Source organism: Pseudoalteromonas sp. BDTF-M6, assembly GCF_018334135.1.
GTDB lineage: Bacteria > Pseudomonadota > Gammaproteobacteria > Enterobacterales > Alteromonadaceae > Pseudoalteromonas.
Genome location: NZ_JAGXTQ010000001.1, coordinates 448,506 through 470,465 on the forward strand (window position 1 = coordinate 448,506; position 21,960 = coordinate 470,465).

Here is a 21,960-nt window from a genome sequence, read left to right on the forward strand (position 1 = left end):
TTTGCGGCTAAACTTTTCTTATATGGGGCGCTCTAACCAGGAATATAAAATCCTAATTGGAGCGCACCATGGCAAAAAAAGAAGCGACCAAAACATCATCCCTAACCCTTTCTAACGTATCTCTTATTTCGCACAAGGCCCTTAAAAATAACTGGGGCTTGATCCTTTTTCTTGCGTGTTTATTTACCATGCGCAGCTCCTTTGCTGATTGGTATAGGGTGCCGAGCGGCTCCATGTTGCCGACCATAGAAATAGGGGATCAGATAACGGTCAATAAGATGGCTTATGACTTACGTATTCCCTTTACCGAATACTCGCTGATGCGCACCGGTGAGCCAAAGCGCGGCGATATTGTGGTGTTTCAGTCCGCCGCCGCCGATGAGTTGTTGATCAAGCGGGTTATCGGTTTACCCGGAGACACCATCACCATGGAAAATGAAATACTGACGATCAATGGTGAGCCGCTGAGCTACAGCGTCACCTCTGATAATACCAACGCGCTGTTGGCTATAGAACAACTCGGTGAAGTGAAGCATGCTATTCGTATTGATAAAACACGCTCAGGCGCTAGCGGCAACTTTGCTTCTGTGCTTATTCCCGCGGACTATTACCTGATGATGGGGGATAATCGTCGCAATAGCGCCGACTCGCGCTTTTATGGTTTAGTGCCCCGAAGCGAGCTCAAGGGCAAGGCGCACCATGTGGCTTATTCGCTGGACTATGACGACCATTATTTACCCAGGTCTGAGCGTTTCGGCAAAAGCCTTTATCGATAAAAAAGACTACACTGGATACACGGGTTTTAAAGGCAGCAGGCCTATGCCAATGTCGGTGGGTTCCTATGGATACACAAGCCAAGCTAAGAAGCTATTACTTCACTGCCGTGATCAGCCTCGTTTTTGCCGTTATTGGCTTTACGTATAATGCCTGGCGGTTAGAGGTTTCAGAGGATAATAACATAGTTCGCACCGCTTCCTTCGAGGTGCTCAAGGAATTGTGGGAGCTAGAGCGCATCATTTATGCAGCCCATTATGACGAGGATGAAGTCGAAGGTAACCCAAGAAAGGGCTGGATTCAGGTCGGACTTATCACCGATTTAAGTGTTTTGATCAGCGGTGATATTGAACGCCAAACTCAGCAATTAAAACGCCTTTGGGCCGCACATTGGCAGGACCTGGGTCGTGATGATAAAAAGGCCGATGAGCTAATTGAGACCTTACATGGTGTGCGCCAGGACATAAAGCAGGTGCTTATCGAGCTCGATTAATAGCGGCTGCTGCTTAACTTGCATCAGCCGGGGCAACACTCCACTTTTTAACCGCCTGCATGCCCAATTCAAAACCAAGGCGGTAATCATCTTGCAGGTTTTTAGCATCTGAACCCAAGGTCATGGAATGCAATGGCCGGGTGGGGGCTATTTGCACTATGTTGACGCCCTCTGGCGGTGCCTTCATAAAGTCTACCGCATCGGCATAACGATGCTGATAGTGATGATACATGGCAAACATGCGCGGCGATTGATTGATGCGGCTCATAATGGGTTTTAAGCGCTCGAGTATGGGCATTTTTCCATCGTCATGGGCTTCCACCGTGCGGATCACCCAGATGGTCTTAGCACCTTGTTCGTGAGCCCAGCGCACCGGGATGGGATCGGCTACGCCACCGTCCATCAAGCCATGCCCCTTCACTTCAACGCCGGGTCGATATAAAAACGGAATGGCACTGGAAGCCTTAAGATGATCGAATATATTATCGTGCCAGGTATGTAAATAGTGGGGGGCAAATGAGTCAAAATGACTGGCCACCGCGTAAAAGTTGCTCTGCGGGGTTAAATTGGAGGGCGTGGTCGGAAAGCGCACCCTGCCTTCTTGCTGTATCTGACGAAAATACCAGTCTAGATCGATCACATTACCACCGGTAAAAAACCGGGCGGGGCGAAAAAAGTTTTGTTCTGTAGTAAGTTGGGAGATTGCCGTGTGTGCGTATTGGTGGGCTCTGGCACAGTAGGCAGCGAGGTTTTGAGCGCCGGCTGAGACGCCGACTTTCAAATCAAAGGGGGTGAATTTCTGTTCTAAAAATGCATCTAACACACCGGCGGTAAAAATACCTTTTTGACCACCACCTTCGGCAACCAATGCAGAATTTATCATGCGTTTCATCCTCTACTGTTGTTATTAACGTCACTGTGAAGAGGCTTCCGATCGCCTTTATGGGGAATCGGGTGGGGCGCCGAGCAAGGTCGGCGCTTGATTAAGTGAATAGCCTTGGAGTTGACTCCGTGGATATGCGCTTACCCCTTAGTATAGCAATAAGGGCGCATCACGCTGATATCAAGTCAGTGTTTTTGAATGGCTCTCAGTAGCTGAGCCGACATCTGCTCTAAAATGTTTTGATCGGCGTTGGTAAAGGCATAGGTGCGCATACCGTAAATACCCATGGTGATAAAGCGCGCCAGGGCTAAGGGTGCTTCGTCGCTAATGGCCTCACCTTGACGCTGTGCGCGGGCAATTTGCTCGCCAAGGCTGTGCTCAATTTGTTGCAAGTTAGTGGCGAGCAATTGCGCGATTTCTGGGTCTTGCCCTTCAATCTCATTAAGCGAGCGGGTTAACAGGCACACCTTGGCACAGGTGTTTTGCACACATTCCTGCACCGTATTAGCGAGTAATTGTTTTAGGCTCGACAGCACCGCTTGGTCATCACTAAAAAGAGCTTCAAAGGCCAGCAATTTTTGCTGGTGGTAATAGCTGACCGCCTCGATAAACAACCCTTTTTTACTACCAAAGGCGCAGTAAATAGAGCCCGGGTGTAATCCGGTTGCCTGGGTTAATTTCTGCATACTCGCTTTGGCGTAGCCATGCTCCATAAAGGTATGCATGGCTTGCTCTAAGACATGGGAGCGGTCGAACTCGGCACTGCGCATGGGTGTTGAGGTCCCTTATTTTTATGATGCATAAGATAGTATCATTTATTTTTTGGATATACTTGAATGTTCATTCAAGAGTCCTTATCTTGATTGCACATTCAAAGTTAAATTGAGTATTTTATGACGGACTTATTGTTGCAACCCTATGCCTTATCTTCAGGCACCATCCTTAATAATCGTGTCTTGATGGCACCGCTTACGCGTTGTATGGCTGATGCCGACCTGGTTCCTACTCAGGCGATGGCTGAGTATTATGGGCGCCGTGCCGATGCGGGATTGATCATCAGTGAAGCCACCATTATTCGTCCCGATGGTCAGGGTTATCCGAATGTACCGGGAATATTCAGTGAGGCGCAAATAGCAGGGTGGCGCAAGGTCACCGACAAGGTGCATGCCAAGGGCGGCAAGATCTTCTGTCAATTATGGCATGTTGGCCGCGTTGCCCACCCGCACTTTTTTGATGGCGAGGTGTTAAGTGCCAGCGCCATCGGGATTGAAGGCACGGTACCAAGAATGCGCGAGCTTAGCTACCAGACTCCGAAAGCGGCTACCCTGGAGCAAATAGCGGAACTTGTTAACGACTACGCCCAAGCCGCAGAAAACGCCATTGCCGCAGGTTTCGACGGTGTCGAGATCCATGGCGCCAACGGCTATCTGATCGATCAGTTTTTGCATCACAGCGTCAACCAACGCGACGACCGCTACGGCGGCAGCGCCGAAAATCGCGCTCGCTTTGCCTTAGAAGTGGTTGATGCCATTAGCGCCCGTATTGGTGGCGAGCGTGTTGGTTTGCGCCTTTCTCCCGGTGCCTACTTCCTGCTTGAGCCGGGCGACAGCGAAGACACCAAGACCTTTGATCATCTGTTGCAGGAGCTCAATCAACGGGAGCTGGCCTTTTTGCATCTGGGTATTTTCGATGATGCCATGGAATTTGATTATCTCGGTGGTCGTGCATCGGATTATTTACGCAAACGCTATAAAGGCACCTTGGTGGGCGTCGGTAGTTATACCCCGGAGCAGGGGGCCGAGGCCATTGCCAATGAACGCTTTGACTTGTTGGCCATAGGCCGCCCCTTTATCGCCAATCCGGATTTGATCGCCAAGGTCAAGGGTCAGCAGGCGCTGACCCCATACAGCGAAGACATGCTTGCTGAACTAATCTAACCCCCACTGGCAACGCCTGAGCGTTAAGGCGTTGCCATAAAATCGTCATCCTCCTTTCATGGCGATGCCATTGTATTGTCACCTTGCGACTATTTACTTAACCCTTTCCATTTCTTACAACAATTGAGACAGGGTTATGAAAAAAACATTAATAGCGTTAACTTTGGCCAGCGTGTTGGCCGGCTGTTCACTCGATGGTGATGATGGCAGCGTGGGGGCAACCGGGCCGCAAGGGCCACAGGGTGAGCAGGGCGAGTCAGGCGTGAGCATTAGCGGTGATATAGAGTTAACCCTGGTGGGTCGTGCGGTTTTGAACGCCGAGTCGCCGGAAGGGGCTGCGGAGATCGTCGCTTATCATGCACGGACTCAGCATATTTACGCTATCAACAGCTCGGGCGATACCGCTACAGTGGAAATCATCGCCGCCGATAACTTCGATACCGCTGCCTTGGTGGCCGATAACGAAGGGGTGATCAGTAACACCAATTTGGACATCACCACCACCTTGGATGTCTCGGCGAATACACCGGGTGATGCTAACAGCATTGCTATTGACGCCAACAACGATTTACTGGCGGTGGCCATGGCCGGCGAGACCGGGGTAAAGGGTCAGGTGGCCTTTTATGATATCAGCGGTGACGCGCCGCAGTTTTTGCACAATGTGGAGGTGGGTTACCTGCCGGACATGGTGACCTTTACGCCGGACGGCACCAAGGTCGTGGTAGCCAACGAAGGGGAGCCTGCGGGTGATTATAGCGTCGACCCTGAGGGCTCCATCTCAGTGATCGTCATTGAAGGCGGTAAACCTGCCGAGCAGGCCAGCATGTTAGGCTTTAGTCAGTTCAATGACCAACAAGCGGAACTTGAAGCCCAAGGTGTGGTGTTTGCCAACCCAACCGGACGTACCATCAAGGGACAATTGATCAATACCACTGTGGCCATGGATCTGGAGCCCGAGTATGTGACCGTCAGTGCCGACAGTAAAACCGCTTATGTATCCTTGCAGGAAAACAATGCCTTGGCCGTGGTTGACCTTGAAAATATGACCCTGGAAGTACGTGCGCTAGGCTTTAAGGACTGGGGTAATTTGCTAATTGATGCCTCGGATAAAGACGGCGGCATTAACTTCCAACAATATCCGGGTTTGTTTGGCATGTACCAGCCCGATACCATTGCCACCTACCAATGGCAGGGCGCGGATTTTGTGGTATCGGCAAACGAGGGTGATGGTCGCGAATATTTCTTTGACTCTGCCGACGAAGCCAGCTGTTTGGCCGAAGGCGGTTTGGAGTTTGATGAAGACGATGGCTGTTTGGCTTATATCGATGAGTCCCGTGTTGAAGACTTAGATCTGGCGGATAATTTTGCCTATGTAAATAACGATGATGACGACATTGGTCGTTTGCTTGTGACCACGGTGCGCGGCGATGCCGACATGGATGGCCGCTACGAGCAACTGTATGCCTATGGTGCGCGTTCATTCTCTATCTGGGATGCCAATACCGGCCTGGTGTATGACTCAGGTGACGATGTCGGTCGTATTACTGCGGCGATTCACGGCAGTGCCTTTAACAACAATGAAGACGAAAACGAAGGGGATACGCGCTCAGACGCCAAAGGCGCGGAGCCCGAAGCCCTGGCCGTGGGTCAAGTGCAGGGTCGTACCTATGCCTTTGTCGGCCTGGAGCGCATGAGTGGCATTATGGTGTATGACATCACCAACCCATTCGACGTAAAGTTTAAAAACTACGTCAGCAACCGCGGCCTGGTTGAAGGCGCCGATATCACCGGTGATCTGGCCCCGGAGGGTATGCGTTTTATCAGCGCCGAGCACAGCCCTAATGGTATGCCGCTATTGGTGGTGGGCAATGAAATTTCCGGTTCGGTAAGCGTGTGGCAAATCGATCTTAAGTAACGGGTATAAAGCGGTGGTGATTTAAGTCTCATTTTTATGACGGATGTCATTAAACTGCAATATCAATTACTTAAGCTACTCGGCAAGTAATGACCTGCTTGTTGCTTGAATTCTGATTAGACAACCCTGACTTAGCCGCTCAAATGAGCGGCTTTTTTTGTACCTGCTCCGGCGCTAAGTCGCAGATAGAATACACATTGACCGGCAAACCTAGGCGGCGCTTGTCATTAATGCTGAACTCATCCTCTCCCCACAACAGGTTGCAATCAAGCTGTGACAGGGTTTCTTGAACAACAAAATTATCCATTTCATGGTCGATGGCGGTGTACCAGAGCACATATTGCTGGCCCTGATAATAAAGACTAATGTCCTGCCACAGTCTGTCTGTTGAGCGCCCTAAAAGGGGTTCATCCGAAGTGAGGGCGGCAAAACTAAACTGGCCTTGCTCGTCGGTGATCGCCTGGCTGACAAAATGCTGCTCGCCTATGGATAAGGTCCGGGTGACTTTTACATTGGCAAGGCGGGTATCGCCCATGGCAATTCGCCCTTGGATTTGCGGTGATAGGGTCTGTGCCTGGAGCAGGAGTTGCGACAACGGCGTGCGACTGGAGTTGGCTTGCGTAAAAAATAAAACGGCGCAGGCCAAGATGCCGGCACACAGTAAACTGGAGACGATTAAACGCATATTCACACCCTGTGAAAATTTCATCCGAGAAAGCTTGAAAGGTACTGCATAATCGCGTTTTTTGCAAACCTAAGGGGCTAATTCACCTTATGTTACAGTGGCCTAGAGTATCGATAAAAAATTGCGTACACTGGGCCTTTATCCCTTAACCGCCGTTACGCATGCTGCATATCATTCAGTCTAATCGCATGGAGATCCTCAGCGCGCAATTATGTGCGTTGCTCGCAACCCCCAGTAGCGAGGATATTTTCGCTCGGGAGCTGGTGTTGGTGCACTCCCCAGGTATGTCGCAGTGGCTCAAGCTCGAGCTTACCAAGCAACTGGGTGTCTGCGCTCAGGTCGACTTTCCCTTACCCTCAAGCTTTATCTGGTCTTTGTACCAGCAGGTGCTGCCGGGGGTGCCAGAAGAGTCCGCCTTTAATAAGGCCAATATGGCCTGGAAACTCTATGAATTGCTGGAGCAAAAGCTGTCTCAGCCTCTTTATCAGGCACTCGCCAGCTACTTAGAGGATGATAGCGATGGCAGTAAACGCCATGCCTTGTGTGAAAAAATTGCCGACGTCTTTGACCATTATTTGATGTATCGGCCCCAGTGGCTGCAAATATGGGAGCAGGGCGAGGATGAGCTGGAGGAAGTGGACATCGCCCATGCCCCCTGGCAGCCGGATTTATGGCGCAGCCTGGTTGCGGCCGTGGCCGAGCGTCAGCAAAGTCCTTATCATCGCGCCAATATGCATGATGCCTTGATGACTGCGCTAGAAGGCGGCAAAGTGCAATTGCCACCGCGTATCTGTTTATTTGGCATCTCGGCTTTGGCTCAGTCGCAGTTAGAGGTGTTTAACGCCCTGGCGCAACACACCCAGGTGCTGATCTTTCTTTTTAACCCAAGCGAGCATTATTGGGGCGATCTGGTTGATGAGAAAACCCTGGCCAAGATCAACAGCCGCTATCAGGTCAAGCCACAACTCGACGCCGCCGCCGAGGGCGCCCATTACTATATTGTTGGCAATCCTTTATTAGCGTCCTGGGGCAAGCTGGGACGGGATTATCTGGAGCAGTTAATCCAACTGGATGGCAAATGGTTAGACGGTTTCGACGATGAATTTGCCCCGCATTTGCTTGGTCAGTTACAAAAAGAAGTGTATGAGCTGGCCTTTAAGGGCCAAAGCCTGGCAGACGACAACCAGTGGTTTGTCAGCGATGACGGCAAGATGCCGGTGCGCGATGATGACACCTCGGTGCAGCTGGCCAATTGTCATACGCAACTAAGGGAAGTGGAATGTTTGCATGACCATTTGTTGCGGGAATTTGCCAAGGACCCGAGCCTCACGCCCAAAGACATTATCGTGATGATGCCGGATGTTGGCCAGTACAGCCCCTTTATCGAAGCGGTTTTTGGCGGTGCCAAGGGCGCCCGTCATATTCCCTATGCCATCGCCGATTTATCCATCGCCCAGGAGCGTCCCTTACTCAATGCCATTTTGGTGCTGGCGAACTTACCCTTTAGCCGGTTTGGCGTCAGCGAACTGATGGACCTGCTGCAAATTGGTGCCATCAGCAAGCGTTTTGCCTTGTCCGAGCAGGAATTACAGCAATGCCATGTCTGGCTTGAGCAGGTCGGCGTTAAATGGGGCATAGACGGCGAGCATAAAAGTGAATTTGCGCTGCCTACGCTGGCTTTGAACACCTGGCAGTTGGGCTTACAGCGTTTGTTACTCGGAATGGCAACCCGAAGTGAACCCTATTTGGGCTTGTATCCCGCCGATGCGGTGGAGGGCATGAACAGCGAAATCCTGAGCAAGCTGCTGAGCTTTATCAATGCTTTGCTTGACGCCAAATCCTTGCTTAGCCCGGACGCCGACTTGGCGCAAAAGGTCACGGCCATGCGCCAGGTGCTGGAGCAAATGTTTGCCGGCGACAGCCTTAGCGCCGTGGATTTGGCGACCATGGACAGCCTGTTTACCAGCATAGATAAACATTATTACAACGGTGACTATCTTGGCGCTATTTCGCAGCGGGTGTTTGTGAACCTGCTGCAACAGGGCATTGACGATAAGGGCGTGGGCCAGCGTTTCTTAATGGGGCAGGTGAACTTTTGTACCCTGATGCCAATGCGGGCTGTGCCCTTTAAAAAGGTCTGCATTCTTGGTTTAAACGATGCCGATTATCCTCGCAACGTCCAGCCTATTGGCTTCGACCTGGTGCCCTTTAGCAAACGCCGAAAGGGCGATCGCTCGCGGCGCCTGGATGACAGATACCTGTTTTTAGAGGCGCTTCTGAGTGCCCGTGACAGCGTGTACCTTAGCTATATTGGCCGTTCAAGCCGCGATAACAGCGAGCGCATGCCCTCTATTTTGTTAAGTGAGTTATGCGAATATATCGACCGTTGCTTTTATTATCCGGACAAGGCCATGCCAGTGAGCGCCGTGCTTACCGCGGTGCATCATTTGCAGCCATTTCACAGCGATTACTATCAAAGTGAAGGAAGCTGGCAAAGTTTTAACCCCATCTGGGCTTTGACCTATGAAGATGGGCAAGAGCAAGGCGAACAACCTGCCTTAGAGGCGCACCCAGAGGCAATTATTGAGCTTGATGCCTTGTTACACTGCGCCACTCGCGCCCAGCAATTTTTCTATCAACAGGTGTTGGCGGTGCGCATCGCCGATATCGATGAAGGTAGCGATGATAACGAACATTTTACCCTTGAGGCGCTGGCCCGTTATCAATTGCTTGATGAGCTGCTCGAATGTGCCGTTAATGATAAAGAAGTAGATGATGCCGAGCTAATTCAACGCGGCGTGTTACCTCAGGGGATCATGGCTGAGGTGACCCTGGGGCAATTAAAAACCCGCATCACAGCGTTAGCGCAGCAAGTGCGCATGCGCCTCGGCGAACAATCACCGCTGCTGGTGGAAGTGGATGTCAACGTCGGCGGTCACCAGATACAGGGCTGGCTGAGTCATATCTATGCCAACGAGCAGGTCTTTTATCGCAGCGCCAGTATTAAGCCTAAAGACCGCATCAAGGGCTTTATTTATCACCTACTGGCGCAATTAAGTGGCCATGCCGTTAGCACGGTTGTGATGGGTCTGGACGAGCAGGTGCGTTTTGCCCCGCTCACTGCAGATCATGCCGAACAACTGCTATTGCCCTGGCTGGCGCTATACCGCGAGGCACACACACGCAGCCCAGCGTTTTTTCCGATCAGCGCCTGGGAATGGTTGCAACAGGGTGAAATAAGCAAGGCCAATACAAAATTTGTCGGAGCCTATATCGGCGTGCCAGAGCGCGCCGATCCCTATATCAGCGCCGACTACCGGGATTTATATCAATGCGAGCAGGAATTTTGCGACTGGGCGCAGCAGTTATTAGCCCCCATCAATGAATTGGCTGAGGAAGAAAAATATGCAGATTCTTGATCCCCTCAGTTTGTCCTTGGTCGGGCAGCAGCTGATTGAAGCCAGCGCCGGGACGGGTAAGACCTACACCATTACCGGCTTATACCTGCGTTACTTGTTGGGTATGTACCAGCAGACAGACGGTAGTCAAGGCGAGCCCTTAAGCGTTGAACAAATCCTAGTGGTGACCTTTACAGAGGCGGCCACCAGTGAGATAAAAGACAGGGTGCGTGCGCGCATCACCGAGGCTAAGGAAGTGCTGCTAGGCAAAGCAAGTAGCGATGAGCTGGTACAGCAATTATTGGCTCAGGTAGAGCAGAAGCAGCAGGCCTATAACCTTTTGGATGCGGCGGCAAAATCCCTGGATGACAGCGCCATTTTCACCATTCATGGCTTTTGTCAGCGGATGTTAAAACAGCACGCCTTTGCCTCCAATATGGCCTTTAACCTGCATTTCGTCTTGGATGAAAGTGAGCTGCAACAACAAGCGGTGTTCGACTTTTGGCGTCAATTCGTTTATCCCTTATCGGCGCAGCAGGTACAGGCGGTGTTGGCGCATTACCCTTCGCCTTACACCCTGCTAAAAACCCTGAGCCCGCTGATCAACCGCGAGCAACTGGTATTGGAGCCCGCCTTTGACGACCCGCAGCAGGCATTAGCGCAGGTTTGGCAGCAGCAAGCGCAATACCTTGAGGCCCTGGAGCCGTTTAAGCACGAGCTGCGCAATGGCGATTTCTTCAGTGCCCTGGCCGCCAGCGATATCAAGGGTAATGCCAAACCCAAACACAAGGCCAATGTCGCCGGTCTGCAGGCCTTTGCCCACAGCGACGACCTTGATCTGGCGCTGGGTAAGGCCAAGCAGTCCTTTGAGATCTGGTCGGGCGAGTCGTTACAAGACCCGGGAATTTATAAGAAAAATGGCACGGTTTTCAGCCATGAGTTGGTGAGCGAGTTTGAGCGCTTGAGCGAGCTCAGTGCCGGCTTTGGCAGGTCCTTGGCCCAGCTATTGTGTGTTTATGCCTTGGATTATGTCCGTACGCATGTGCAAACGGCGAAAAAACGCCAGCAATTATTGGCTCCGGACGACCTGCTTAGCGGTCTCTATCAGGCCCTGGGCAACGATAGCGAAGGGGAGCTGGCCCGGCAAATTCGCAGCCAGTATCCGGTGGCGATGATCGATGAGTTCCAGGACACCGACCCCGTCCAATACGGGATTTTTGATACCCTCTATCGCCCCCTGACTTCGGCGGTGAACGGCCTGACCATGATAGGCGATCCCAAGCAGGCCATTTATGGTTTCCGTGGCGCCGATATCTTTACCTATATCGAAGCCAAGCGACAACTCGATAAGCAGCGTTTGTATACCCTGGCGGTCAATCACAGATCCAGCACAGAGCTGGTGGGCTGTGTGAACGACCTTTTCAGCGGTCATCCCCAGAGCTTTATTTACAACGATGAAATTCCTTTTTTCAAGGTTAAAGCCAAGGGCAAGAAAGAGCAGTTATGCCTTGATGGCAAGCCATTGGCGGCGATGGAATTTATCTGGCATGGCGGCGGCGCTGAGATCCTCTCTAAGGAGCAGGGGCAGGGAGCCTTGGCGGAAAGTTTTGCCACGCGTATCCATTATCTGCTGGCCGAGGCGCAGCAGGGGCGTTTGACCCTGGGTGAGACTTCCCCCTGTGCCGGTGACTTTTGCATTCTGGTGCGCGACCGTCGTGAGGCGGCGCTGATGAAAAAAGCCCTGGCCGAGGCGGGGGTGGCCAGTGTTTATCTGGCGCGTGAGAGTGTCTTTAAGCAGCCCTTGGCGCAGCACTTGTATCGCCTGTTAAGCGTGTTGCATGGCCCTTACGATGAACGCTTGCTACGCGGTATGTTGAGCGGACCTTTTTATAACTTTTCGGCGGCAGAGATCTACGCCCTGGGTGATGATCAGCAGCGCTGGAGCGAATTATTAAACGAATTTGCCGAGCTAAGACGGCGCTGGTATGCCGACGGCGCCCTGGCCATGCTTGAGCAGCTGTTATGGCAAAATAACCTCCCTCAGCGCTGGCACGACCAGGGTTGGGATGTGCAACGGGCGTTAACGGATTTTCGTCATCTCGGCGAAATTCTTCAACATAAGCAAATCGAACTTGATGGCACCACGCGCCTGCTCAGTTACTTTCATCAGCAACTGAGCAGCGAAAACGGTGAGGGCGACAGCGCCCAGCTGCGCCTGGAAACCGATGCAGAGCTGGTGCAAATTGTTACCATGCACGCCTCTAAGGGCCTGCAATACCCCATTGTTTTTATGCCTTTTGCACAAAGCTATCGCAGTGCCGCCTTGGCCTATTATCATAGCGACGGTCAATTGCGCTTGGATCTGGCCCAGGGCGAGCAGGCCATGATAGCCGCCGAACGTGAGCGTTTGGCCGAAGACCTGCGTTTGCTGTATGTGGCGCTGACCCGTGCCATCTATCATTGCGCTTTGGGAATGTACGGCATAGGCCAGTGGGGACGCTCGCAGATGCATGGCTGCGCCTTGGGTTATTTGCTATTTAGTGAGGCCGAGCCGCAGGCGGACTTCTACGCCTTATTGGCCGATAAGGTCGCCACTAACGCCGATATGGCCTTGATAAACACCGAGCAGGTACCCGAGTCCAGTGTCGTACTGGCGCACAGTAATGAGCTTGCCTTGGAGGTTGCTACGCCACCAGCGGGCATAGAGCGGCATTGGCGGGCGACCAGCTTTAGTGCCTTAAGCTATAAACGCCATGAAGCGCCGAGTTTTGGCGCCGGAGGTGGCGACGACGATGAAGACCATCGCATGGAGCAGTATTTATACCCAAGCAGTAGTGGTGATGAGGCTGGGCTCAGCAGTTATGAATTCCCCAAAGGCCCGGGGCCGGGCAGTTGTTTGCACGATATTCTCGAGCAAATTTCCTTCGCTGGAGTCGCCAATGGCGAGATATCGGCGCTAGCTCAGCTGGAGCAGGTGTGTGAGCAGAGCTTGCACAAGTACGCCCTGGATGAACGCTGGTTACCCCTGGTGCAGCGGTGGATGGTGGATATAGTACGCTGCCCCCTTAATGACAGCGGCCTTAGCCTGGGGGCGCTTCAAGACGGGCACTGTCTGGTGGAAATGGAATTTCATTTACCCCTTGTTGAGCTGGAGCCAACGGCCTTTAACCACACCATGTTAAGTCTGTTCGGCTATGATTTCGATTTTGATTTTGACCGCGTGAAGGGCGTCTTAAAGGGTTTTATCGACCTTATTTTTTGCTATGAAGGTCGTTATTATGTACTGGATTATAAATCAAATTACCTGGGTGACAGCGCCCTTGATTATGATCAGAATGCGCTTACCCATGCCATGAATGCACACAGCTATCATGTTCAAGGAGCCATTTATATGGTGGCCCTGCATCGTCTGTTGCAACAACGTTTGCCAGATTATGATCCAGAGCGTCACTTAGGTGGGATGCTCTACACCTTTATGCGCGCCATGCCCGAGCAACAAGGGGTGTACGGCAAAGCCTTTAGCATCGATGAAATTAAGCAACTGGATGCCTTATTCGCCCAAGGAGAGCGTGGTGATTGAGTTATTACAAGCGCAGGATAAAGTGCGTACCGTAGATATCGAGCTGGCCAAGCTGTTGGTTGGCGAGCCCCTGCACGGCGGCAATGAAATGGGCTTCTATGTGATTTTATTATTGCTTAAGGCCATGAACGAGCAACACTCTTGTCTGGACTTAAGCAGAGTCGATGCCGTCAATCCTTTCGCTCTTGATGTTAGATCTCTTGAGCCGCATCTTGACCTCTGCGTGAACATAGAGCTGGGGCTGTCGCAATTACGCTGTATTGGCGAGCAAATGCCCCTGCGTCTGCGTGACAACGCCCTGTATCTGGCTCGTTATGATGAGTATGAGGCCTTGCTGGCACAGCGTTTTAGTAGCTTGGCCGCTGCGCCACTGGCGTTAGATACTGCGCGTCTGGCGGAGCTGATCGCGCTGTATTTTGGCGCCGATGACGAGCAAAGCCCAAATTGGCAGAAGGTGGCCTGTGCCACCGCGGCGATGCGCAAGTTTTGTGTGATCAGCGGCGGTCCGGGCACAGGTAAAACAACCACAGTGACCCGGCTTTTGGCCATTTTACAATCCCTGTATCGTGAGGCACCCTTGCATATTGAGCTGGTGGCGCCCACGGGTAAGGCCGCAGCGCGCTTAAGCGAGTCCATTCAGGGGGCTAAATTGGACTTACCTCAGGTGGGTGAGGATGTGGCCGCGCTTATCCCCGAGCAGGCACAAACCCTGCACCGATTGCTCGGTACCTTGCCATACTCCAATCAATTCCGTCATAACCGCGCCAACCCGGTGCATGCGGACTTGGTCGTAGTCGATGAGGCCTCCATGATAGATATCAGCTTGATGGCCAAGCTGGTCGATGCCTTGGCGCCACACACCCGGCTGATCTTGCTTGGCGATAAAGATCAATTAAGCTCGGTGGACAGTGGTAATATCATGGCCGACCTGTGCTGCCAGTGTCAGCTTGGTCAGTTACCCAATTACAGCGCCACCTGGGCGCAGCACTTGGCGAGTCTGTGCGGGGAGCACCAGTACCACAGCCAGCAGCAAACCTCCTATCTGCTGCGCGACAATATTGCCTTTTTGCAGCACAGTTACCGCTTTGCCCAGGGCAGTGGCATTGGCCGTCTGGCCTATGCGGTCAATCGCGCCGAGCAAAGCACCGCCAAACAACTGTTGCAAAGCGATGCCAACGACATCAGCTATTTCGATTTGCACGAGGGTTTTTATTCTCAGCTTATCGACCGAGCCGCCCAGCATTATAGCGCCTATTTAACCTTGGCCGGCGAGGGGATGGATGCCAAAACCGTGCATCAGGCCTTTGCTCAGTATCAATTGCTGGCGGCGCTGCGCGAGGGGCCCTTTGGCGTGGAACAGCTTAATCAACGCATTGAGCAGCGTTTGGCGCAGCAAGGGTTGATCGATCTCAGGCAGCGTTTTTATCTTGGTATGCCCTTGATGATCAGCCAAAACGACTACCAATTGCGTCTCTTTAACGGCGATATCGGCATTGTCTTACCGGGCGAGGACGGCACCCTTAAGGCCATGTTTATCGGCAGCGATGGTACTATACGGGCCATTGATCCGGGACGCCTGCCCGGATTCGATAAGGTCTTTGCCATGACCATACATAAGTCGCAAGGCTCTGAATTTGCCCATACCGCCATGGTGTTACCACCTTTGGGTCGTGGCGGGCAGCGCCTTAACCGACAACTGGTGTATACCGGCATTACCCGGGCAAAGCAGCATATTGAGCTCATATGCGATATGCGCACCTTGTCTTTTTCCATTAACCAGCCCATTAGTCGTGCCTCCGGGCTTTACCAGCGGCTGCAAGGATAAAGCGCATGTGGCCATACATTATTTTATGCCTGATCCTGGTAAAAACGTCACTGTTGGGGTTGGGTATGCTTTCAATCGTGCTGGCATTGCTGGGTTTATTACTGCTGCGTTTAGGTCTGGGTCAACCTCGGCCCTGGGCGCACCGGCGGGCGGCGAAAATATTTAAGCTGGCACTTGGGCTGCATTGCCTTGTGTACTCCTTGCTGCTGGTTAAACTCCTGCTGCTGGAGTCCTGGGAGGAGGTCCCCATGTTTATTGCCAGCCACCTGGTCTTGCATCATATGATGGCGGCCTTTATTGGCGCGACACTTATCTTTATGCTGATAAGAAGCTATTTTACCTTTAAATATCAGGTGAATAGCGGCCAGGCGGAAAAGGCGTAGGCAGATTAGATTTTTTACTCTAAACTGGTTTTTACCTATAGAAATATACGTAAAGCAGGTTAGAGACGATGAAAACACTTGTCAGCCAACTGGCTAACTACGCCCACTATCATAGGGATAAGCGCAATATTTACACTCACTTTATTGGCATCCCGTTGATAGTGTATGCCTTGGCGGTGTTGTTATCGCGCCCTAGCTTTACGATCACGCCCGAGCTCACACTCACTCCAGCAGCGCTCGTCGTTGCCATTAGCTGTGTTTATTATTTGTTTCTATCCCTGTCTTTGGGGTTAGTCATGGCGGTACTGATGGCCGCCGCCTTGGTGGGCGCGGCACCCTTGGCCGCCTTACCCTGGCCACAATGGCTGGGGTGGGGCGGTGGGCTCTTCCTGCTCGGCTGGCTATTTCAATTTATCGGCCACTATTTTGAAGGCAAGAAGCCGGCGTTTGTCGACGACCTTATCGGCCTGGTGATCGGCCCGCTGTTTGTGGTGGTGGAGCTGTTGTTTATGCTCGGCCTATACAAGGGACTGAAGCAGAACATTGAACAGATTGTCGGTAAAGTCCGTTAGCAGGTATTGAACTTGGTAACCTGCGGGAAAGCTGCTTACCTGCCTAACCGAACTAGTTCTTTTTTGCGCACCTTGGCACAGGACTTGATTGCCTGTTCTTTATCGCGCCGATACGTTTTACACCTGATTCGCTTTGCTCGCTTAGTGTAAGAGAGCAGGGGGGATGGGCTGGTGAACAGCGGGCGACAACGCGGGAACAATCAAAACCAAAATAGTGCATCACGCACCAAAAGGGGGCAGCAGTGAGTTATTACGAGGTTAATTTTGATGGCCTGGTAGGGCCTACCCACAATTATGCAGGCTTGTCGTACGGTAATATTGCATCTAAATCCAATGCCAATAAGGTCGCTAATCCCAGGCAAGCGGCGCTGCAGGGCCTGGAAAAAATGTGGTCTTTAGTACAACTGGGGCTGTACCAAGGAGTGCTGGCGCCCAATGCCCGCCCTGACTTAGCGACGCTAAGAGCCCTGGGCTTCAGCGGCTCGGATGCGGCGGTGATCGACAAGGCAGCGAAAACCGAGCCCATGCTGTTGAAGGCCTGCTATTCGGCATCATCCATGTGGGCAGCCAACGCCGCTACCGTCTCGCCCGGGTGTGATACGCAAGACGCTAAAGTGCACTTTACGCCGGCCAACCTGAATAACAAGCTGCACCGAGCGATAGAGGCTAAAACCACGGGGCAAATTTTGCGTGCCACCTTTAATGATGATACGCATTTTGTGCATCATCCGCCTTTGCCCCAGCACTCACTCTTTGGTGATGAGGGGGCGGCAAACTACACCAGGCTGGTCGACAGTTATGGTCACCATGGACTTGCCTTGTTTGTCTATGGCGAGGACATGAATGCTAATGTTAGGCCCTCCGCGTTTCCCGCCAGACAAACCCGCCAGGCGAGTGAAGCGATAGCACGTAGTCATCAGCTCGACCCGAAGCGCACCTTGTTTATTCAGCAAAACCCCGACGTTATCGATCAGGGGGTGTTTCACAACGATGTCATAGCCATTGGCAATGAGAACGTGTTTTTGTTTCATGAGCAGGCGTTTTATCAACAGCAGGCGGTGATAGAGCAGATCCGCAACGGATATTCAGGCTCTCGCCCTTTGCACCTGATAGAAGTAAAAACAACAGACGTGACCCTGGAAGATGCGATTAAAAGCTATATATTTAACAGCCAATTGGTTAGCCTGCCAAGTGGGGGGATGGCCATTATCGCCCCAAGCGAGTGCCAGACCATAGGCAGGGTAGAACGCTATCTGTCACTGCTTTGCAAGGCCAGTAACCCGATTAATGAGGTGATCTATATGGACCTGAAGCAAAGTATGCAAAATGGTGGCGGACCGGCTTGTCTGCGTTTGCGTGTCGCACTGTCACAGCAGGAGCTGGCCGCGGTGAACCCCTCCTGCCTGTTGGATGACAGGCTTTACGCCGTTTTATCCGCCTGGGTGAAAAAACACTACCGTGACAGACTCTCAGAGAAGGACTTGGCCGACCCCAGTCTGATGATTGAAGGCCAAACGGCGCTCGATGAGCTGACTCAGATACTGTCCATTGGCTCCGTGTATCCCTTCCAGCAAAATTAAGCTTAGCAATATAAAAAGAGCAGCCACCGGCTGCTCTTTTTTTACCTGAATTTAGCTCTATTCTCGAAGAGAAAGAATGTGTCACAGCGACACGGTGGGTGGGGTGGTCTGACGGTTGACCAGTGCCAATCACACAGCCGCTTAAAAAAACGGATAAGTAAAAACCTGTTAATTATGGGTGTCTTGGCTCGCTATGTAATACTGAAAACCGGCTCGGTTATGTGATGATTAAGGCTAACTTTTTGATGTTGAATGAGAAAATAATTTACATAGCGAGCCACACAAGGCTCGAATAAGTGAAGGCACGTTTTTTATGACTCGTTTCTTGATTGCGCATGAGAAAAACACCTGATAACTTAATGTTATTATTAAGTAAAAATTTTATTGGTGGGAAAAGTTAGGGGTGTGGATAACTTCCTTAACCGGGAATTCGCACTAATAAGCTGTTCTGTCCACACGTAAATGAAACTATGATCGAGATAATTAAATCCATCGACGGCAAAGTTTTAGCAGCTTTAATAAGTGCTATCACTACTATTATTGTTTTGATTTTATCGGCGGTAGGAAAATGGTTCTATTCCAAAAAGTCTTTACATTATAAATTAAAGACTGAATACACCTTTGAGCAGCAAAAATCTATCAAGGAAGAAATTTCAAAAACAAAGGTACCATTGCTACAAGCTGCCGAAACACTTAATTATAGATTGTGGAATCTAGTTGCTCATGCGGATGAGAAATGGTTAGAAATACCCCAAGAAAAATGGAAAGAAGAAAAACATCACTATATTAGAAGCTCGGCATATCGCATATTGTTACTTTGGCACTGGATATTGAAGGCCGAAGTATCCGTAAGCGCTTATGATTCAACACTTTCACCGAAAGAAGATCTCCTTTATTTGAAATATATTAAGGCTATAAAATATTGCCTATGCGATCGGTTGCTTCTTAAGGAACTTGGATACGAGTCCGCAGCTACAGATAATCATTTCTATATTGATGATCTACCAGAGTTTACGTCGTTAATCATTGAGAATGGAGAAGTAATAGATTTTCATGTTTTCGATAAAAAGGTAATCGATGGCACAGTTCAACTAGATAAGGTTCTAGCTTTTCTTTCAGCCTACAGAAAGGAGTGGAATAACTTCACTAGAAATCAGCTGTCAGTTCTACACTTGCTAATAGTTGGTTTTCTCAATGAGTTCGGTCATGAATACCAGAACACAGACAAGAAAAAAGTCAAAGAGCTAGTGCTAGATAAATATGATGGTGTAATGATTACAAGAGAATATAAAAAATTCTTAGAGCGTCATAAGTTACAAAAAGATCAGGCGTTCATTACTAAGAAAATGACAGAACAAGTAGCTGCATCGGACTCGCCAAAGCGTCACGCCTTTTGTTCCAAAAGCCGCGCCACTTTGACGAGCCGATGAGCTAGGCGTTATGCACTGAAAGGATTCGACATCGTGCAAATAAATAGTCATAGAACTCCCTACTATAAAAAAGGTAAGCATGTCGAAAAAGTATTCTAGATCAGACTTCATGAAATTAGCTATAGAAGAACATCTCAAGTGCAGTGAGTATCCCAGAGTTGGTGTCGTAATTGCCAAAAGTGGTGAAGTACTTTCCACAGGGTATAGAGGTGAAACTAGAGGCGTTCATGCTGAAAGAGTAGCGATAAGGAAGATCTCTGATGAAGAGGTGCAAGGATCGACGGTTTTTACTACGTTAGAGCCATGTGTCGAATTACACGATGAGCAAGAAATTAAATCTTGTGCACAATTATTAATTGATTCTGGAGTTCAAGAAGTTGTAATTGGAGTTTTAGATCCAAATGGAACAATTTATTCTCAAGGCTATAGGAAACTGTTGGAGAACAATATAAATGTGGGCTTTTTTAATAGAAGACTGAGGGAAGCAGTTGAAGAAGAAACATTTGAATTTGGTGACATTCATAAAGTTTATGCTAGTGGAAAAAGAAGAATACCCGTAGTGCACAGTGGCACTGATATTGAGGTTCAGTTTAGTAAGAGTGACGAGAGAATAATAAACATAAAGTGGGCAACTCTTCAGCATAATCATGGATGTGTTGATCTTTCAAGTAGCAATGGTTCTGTTAGGGTGGCTGCTGGAGCTAGAGATTTTGGAGATATTAGTGATCCAATGGTGTTTCGGTTTCCAAGTCATTTCGCCAGAATGAAAAAAGGAATGATCGCTATCGTTAAACCAGCAAATACGACATTTTTTGTACTTATTCAGCTGCTTGATATTTTTGAAAACGATATAATTTTTAAGTGGGCTGTTCGAAATGATAGATGAACTCCCGTTTTAAAAAATGCATAACAAGCGCCTGCAATCTGACCTCCGGCCACTGTCACCTTTTGTGCAAAAAGCCGCACAAAAGGTGACAGTGGCCTCCGGCAGTTGAGGCGGGCGGTATATGCACAGAGAGAATCACAGATGATTCGTAATTTTTTAGAAACGGAAAAACAAATACAACATTCTGCTCATGATGGTATTGGGTCCGTCGAGTTATATGAGATTTGGGGGAAATCAGATTTTTTTAGCAACTGTGACTTCATAGACAGACAAATTATCCCACCTAATTCTACGGTTGGTTACCATAAACATGGTAATAATGAAGAAATGTATATAATTCTTGAAGGCTCTGGAACAATGACCATTGATAACCAAATCGTTAAGGTTAAAAAAGGCGATATGATAAAAAATAAGCCTTATGGGGAGCATGGCTTAATAAATGACTCAGATTCAAACATTGATCTTTTAATTATTCAGTTTAGTTTGGATTAATGCGCATATAACAAGCCACTGAAGCAGGACTCGTAATAGCTGGCTCGGTTTCGCTTCGCTACACATTTTAGCCAACTATTACTCGCTCCTTAGTGGAGCGTTATGTTTTCAAGATGTTTTACTCACGTATTTTGTCGCAGGTCTGAGTATTACTGGAAGCCACATATAGCAACCTTCTTTGAGGAATGTCATGTTCAAAAACCTATGCTTACTAAACGTCTTTCTTGTTTTGATTGTTTTTTCGAGTAGATTACATTCCTTAGAGTTCAGTGTGGAAGAGCAAAGCTTCAGTAAGCAGTATTTGTCGAGCGCGAAGGAAAGCAGTAGCTCAAACAAAGTTTTGGTTGCCATCTTAATTGCAAGTCAATTATCTCAATCAGAAGCACTTGATAAATTTTATACCCAAGGACGCACGTTAGCATTCGACAATATTCTCTGGGTTGACCAAGCGACTAAAAGGTGTTTATTCTCAGAGAAAAGAATGATTTGTAATCCTACTGAGTCAATTGAAGAGTTGAAAAAAATGGACCAAGATAACGGTCTTCCTCACATCTACTCAGCAATCTACCATGTCCGTAAGAATGATTTGTTAACTGCATATGAAGAGCTAAATAGCGCAGCGAAAAAGAAGAAGTATGACGATTTTTACTGGAAAAGATTTTCAATATTACTAGAAACGCTAAAAGAAGCTGGCTATCCGAAAACGCATTTACATACAGCGGCGATAATATATTCCCATAATATGGTAGTTCAACCATATCAAGAACTGATGCATTTATGTAACGAACAATCCAAATCAAGCTTAGATTGGAGGAACAGTTGCGTCAAAATAGGCAAATTATTGGAAAATAAAGGAACTATCTTTTTTGCCAACATGGTTGGATTTGCATTACAACGTGAAGCGCTAAAAAATGATACTAATGATGTTGCGAGGCTAAAGAAAGTGATGGAGGAAAGAGAAGCCCTTAATCAGTGGCGAATTAATGCAGTAAAAACTTTGGACTTCATAGAAGCACAAAAGAAAGGGCCCGACTCATATTACAGCGACTTAGTTGAATTTGGAGAGCGTAAAGCAATTGAAAATGCACTTATGCTTAATAATGAACATAACAAACCAAAGCAGTAGA

General features: G+C 49.6%; 17 protein-coding genes. 14 read left to right on the plus strand and 3 right to left on the minus strand.

Going from position 1 to position 21,960, the window contains the following annotated elements:
- Window positions 1–68: 68 nt before the first annotated feature.
- Both lepB and KD147_RS02010 read left to right on the plus strand, forming a co-directional pair.
- Window positions 69–776, plus strand: coding sequence for a signal peptidase I (gene lepB, locus KD147_RS02005; protein WP_212546698.1), 708 nt, complete (start codon window positions 69–71; stop codon window positions 774–776).
- Between the two features lie 65 nt (window positions 777–841).
- Window positions 842–1,267, plus strand: coding sequence for a hypothetical protein (locus KD147_RS02010; RefSeq protein WP_212546699.1), 426 nt, complete (start codon window positions 842–844; stop codon window positions 1,265–1,267).
- 13 nt (window positions 1,268–1,280) lie between these two features.
- Here KD147_RS02010 and KD147_RS02015 read toward each other — a convergent pair whose 3' ends face one another.
- Both KD147_RS02015 and KD147_RS02020 read right to left on the minus strand, forming a co-directional pair.
- The gene (locus KD147_RS02015; RefSeq protein ID WP_249318869.1) at window positions 1,281–2,150 is read right to left on the minus strand and encodes a patatin-like phospholipase family protein; all 870 of its coding nucleotides are present in this window, start codon (window positions 2,148–2,150) and stop codon (window positions 1,281–1,283) included.
- A 185-nt stretch (window positions 2,151–2,335) separates the two neighbouring features.
- Window positions 2,336–2,920, minus strand: a complete 585-nt coding sequence (locus KD147_RS02020; RefSeq protein ID WP_105189877.1) for a TetR/AcrR family transcriptional regulator — start codon at window positions 2,918–2,920, stop codon at window positions 2,336–2,338.
- Between the two features lie 123 nt (window positions 2,921–3,043).
- Between KD147_RS02020 and KD147_RS02025 the strand changes: the two genes are divergently transcribed.
- On the plus strand, window positions 3,044–4,087 hold the full coding sequence (locus KD147_RS02025; protein WP_212546701.1) for an alkene reductase: 1,044 nt from the start codon (window positions 3,044–3,046) through the stop codon (window positions 4,085–4,087).
- Window positions 4,088–4,223: 136 nt separating this feature from the next.
- Window positions 4,224–6,002, plus strand: coding sequence for a choice-of-anchor I family protein (locus tag KD147_RS02030; RefSeq protein WP_212546702.1), 1,779 nt, complete (start codon window positions 4,224–4,226; stop codon window positions 6,000–6,002).
- 139 nt (window positions 6,003–6,141) lie between these two features.
- Here the strand turns inward: KD147_RS02030 and KD147_RS02035 are convergent, their stop codons facing one another.
- Entirely contained in the window at window positions 6,142–6,711 is a 570-nt protein-coding gene (locus KD147_RS02035; RefSeq protein WP_158678958.1) for a DUF6795 domain-containing protein, read from the minus strand.
- 137 nt (window positions 6,712–6,848) lie between these two features.
- Between KD147_RS02035 and recC the strand changes: the two genes are divergently transcribed.
- The 10 genes from recC to KD147_RS02085 all read left to right on the plus strand — a co-directional run bounded on the left by recC (window position 6,849) and on the right by KD147_RS02085 (window position 21,959).
- The gene (gene recC / locus KD147_RS02040; RefSeq protein WP_212546703.1) at window positions 6,849–10,106 is read left to right on the plus strand and encodes an exodeoxyribonuclease V subunit gamma; all 3,258 of its coding nucleotides are present in this window, start codon (window positions 6,849–6,851) and stop codon (window positions 10,104–10,106) included.
- Window positions 10,093–13,665 carry an exodeoxyribonuclease V subunit beta gene (gene recB / locus KD147_RS02045; RefSeq protein WP_212546704.1) on the plus strand — a complete coding sequence of 1,191 codons (3,573 nt, stop codon included), beginning with the start codon at window positions 10,093–10,095 and terminating at the stop codon, window positions 13,663–13,665. Before recC ends, recB begins: the two co-directional genes overlap by 14 nt.
- Window positions 13,613–15,490 carry an exodeoxyribonuclease V subunit alpha gene (gene recD / locus KD147_RS02050; RefSeq protein WP_502710209.1) on the plus strand — a complete coding sequence of 626 codons (1,878 nt, stop codon included), beginning with the start codon at window positions 13,613–13,615 and terminating at the stop codon, window positions 15,488–15,490. The genes recB and recD overlap by 53 nt, the downstream gene beginning before the upstream one ends.
- Before the next feature lie 5 nt (window positions 15,491–15,495).
- Complete coding sequence (locus KD147_RS02055) at window positions 15,496–15,873, plus strand: hypothetical protein (protein WP_212546706.1); 378 nt, start codon at window positions 15,496–15,498, stop codon at window positions 15,871–15,873.
- Between the two features lie 68 nt (window positions 15,874–15,941).
- On the plus strand, window positions 15,942–16,445 hold the full coding sequence (locus KD147_RS02060; protein ID WP_212546707.1) for an Mpo1 family 2-hydroxy fatty acid dioxygenase: 504 nt from the start codon (window positions 15,942–15,944) through the stop codon (window positions 16,443–16,445).
- Between the two features lie 242 nt (window positions 16,446–16,687).
- On the plus strand, window positions 16,688–18,025 hold the full coding sequence (gene astB / locus KD147_RS02065) for an N-succinylarginine dihydrolase (protein ID WP_212546708.1): 1,338 nt from the start codon (window positions 16,688–16,690) through the stop codon (window positions 18,023–18,025).
- Between the two features lie 470 nt (window positions 18,026–18,495).
- The gene (locus KD147_RS02070; RefSeq protein ID WP_212546709.1) at window positions 18,496–19,455 is read left to right on the plus strand and encodes a hypothetical protein; all 960 of its coding nucleotides are present in this window, start codon (window positions 18,496–18,498) and stop codon (window positions 19,453–19,455) included.
- A gap of 109 nt (window positions 19,456–19,564) precedes the next feature.
- A complete protein-coding gene (locus tag KD147_RS02075; RefSeq protein ID WP_212546710.1) occupies window positions 19,565–20,341 on the plus strand; it encodes a hypothetical protein in 777 nt (258 codons plus the stop codon).
- A 141-nt stretch (window positions 20,342–20,482) separates the two neighbouring features.
- On the plus strand, window positions 20,483–20,833 hold the full coding sequence (locus tag KD147_RS02080) for a cupin domain-containing protein (RefSeq protein ID WP_212546711.1): 351 nt from the start codon (window positions 20,483–20,485) through the stop codon (window positions 20,831–20,833).
- A 271-nt stretch (window positions 20,834–21,104) separates the two neighbouring features.
- Window positions 21,105–21,959, plus strand: a complete 855-nt coding sequence (locus tag KD147_RS02085; RefSeq protein WP_212546712.1) for a hypothetical protein — start codon at window positions 21,105–21,107, stop codon at window positions 21,957–21,959.
- Window position 21,960: the final 1 nt, after the last annotated feature.

Excerpts from the sequence above, each read along its gene's own strand:
- KD147_RS02010 (WP_212546699.1), top strand. The coding sequence starts at position 842 with ATGGATACACAAGCCAAGCTAAGAAGCTATTACTTCACTGCCGTGATC.
- recB (WP_212546704.1), top strand. The coding sequence starts at position 10,093 with ATGCAGATTCTTGATCCCCTCAGTTTGTCCTTGGTCGGGCAGCAGCTG.
- recD (WP_502710209.1), top strand. The coding sequence starts at position 13,613 with ATGAAATTAAGCAACTGGATGCCTTATTCGCCCAAGGAGAGCGTGGTG.
- KD147_RS02025 (WP_212546701.1), top strand. The coding sequence starts at position 3,044 with ATGACGGACTTATTGTTGCAACCCTATGCCTTATCTTCAGGCACCATC.
- recC (WP_212546703.1), top strand. The coding sequence starts at position 6,849 with ATGCTGCATATCATTCAGTCTAATCGCATGGAGATCCTCAGCGCGCAA.
- KD147_RS02075 (WP_212546710.1), top strand. The coding sequence starts at position 19,565 with ATGAAATTAGCTATAGAAGAACATCTCAAGTGCAGTGAGTATCCCAGA.
- KD147_RS02060 (WP_212546707.1), top strand. The coding sequence starts at position 15,942 with ATGAAAACACTTGTCAGCCAACTGGCTAACTACGCCCACTATCATAGG.
- lepB (WP_212546698.1), top strand. The coding sequence starts at position 69 with ATGGCAAAAAAAGAAGCGACCAAAACATCATCCCTAACCCTTTCTAAC.
- KD147_RS02070 (WP_212546709.1), top strand. The coding sequence starts at position 18,496 with ATGATCGAGATAATTAAATCCATCGACGGCAAAGTTTTAGCAGCTTTA.
- KD147_RS02035 (WP_158678958.1), bottom strand. The coding sequence starts at position 6,711 with ATGAAATTTTCACAGGGTGTGAATATGCGTTTAATCGTCTCCAGTTTA.
- KD147_RS02055 (WP_212546706.1), top strand. The coding sequence starts at position 15,496 with ATGTGGCCATACATTATTTTATGCCTGATCCTGGTAAAAACGTCACTG.
- KD147_RS02015 (WP_249318869.1), bottom strand. The coding sequence starts at position 2,150 with ATGATAAATTCTGCATTGGTTGCCGAAGGTGGTGGTCAAAAAGGTATT.
- KD147_RS02080 (WP_212546711.1), top strand. The coding sequence starts at position 20,483 with ATGATTCGTAATTTTTTAGAAACGGAAAAACAAATACAACATTCTGCT.
- KD147_RS02020 (WP_105189877.1), bottom strand. The coding sequence starts at position 2,920 with ATGCGCAGTGCCGAGTTCGACCGCTCCCATGTCTTAGAGCAAGCCATG.
- KD147_RS02030 (WP_212546702.1), top strand. The coding sequence starts at position 4,224 with ATGAAAAAAACATTAATAGCGTTAACTTTGGCCAGCGTGTTGGCCGGC.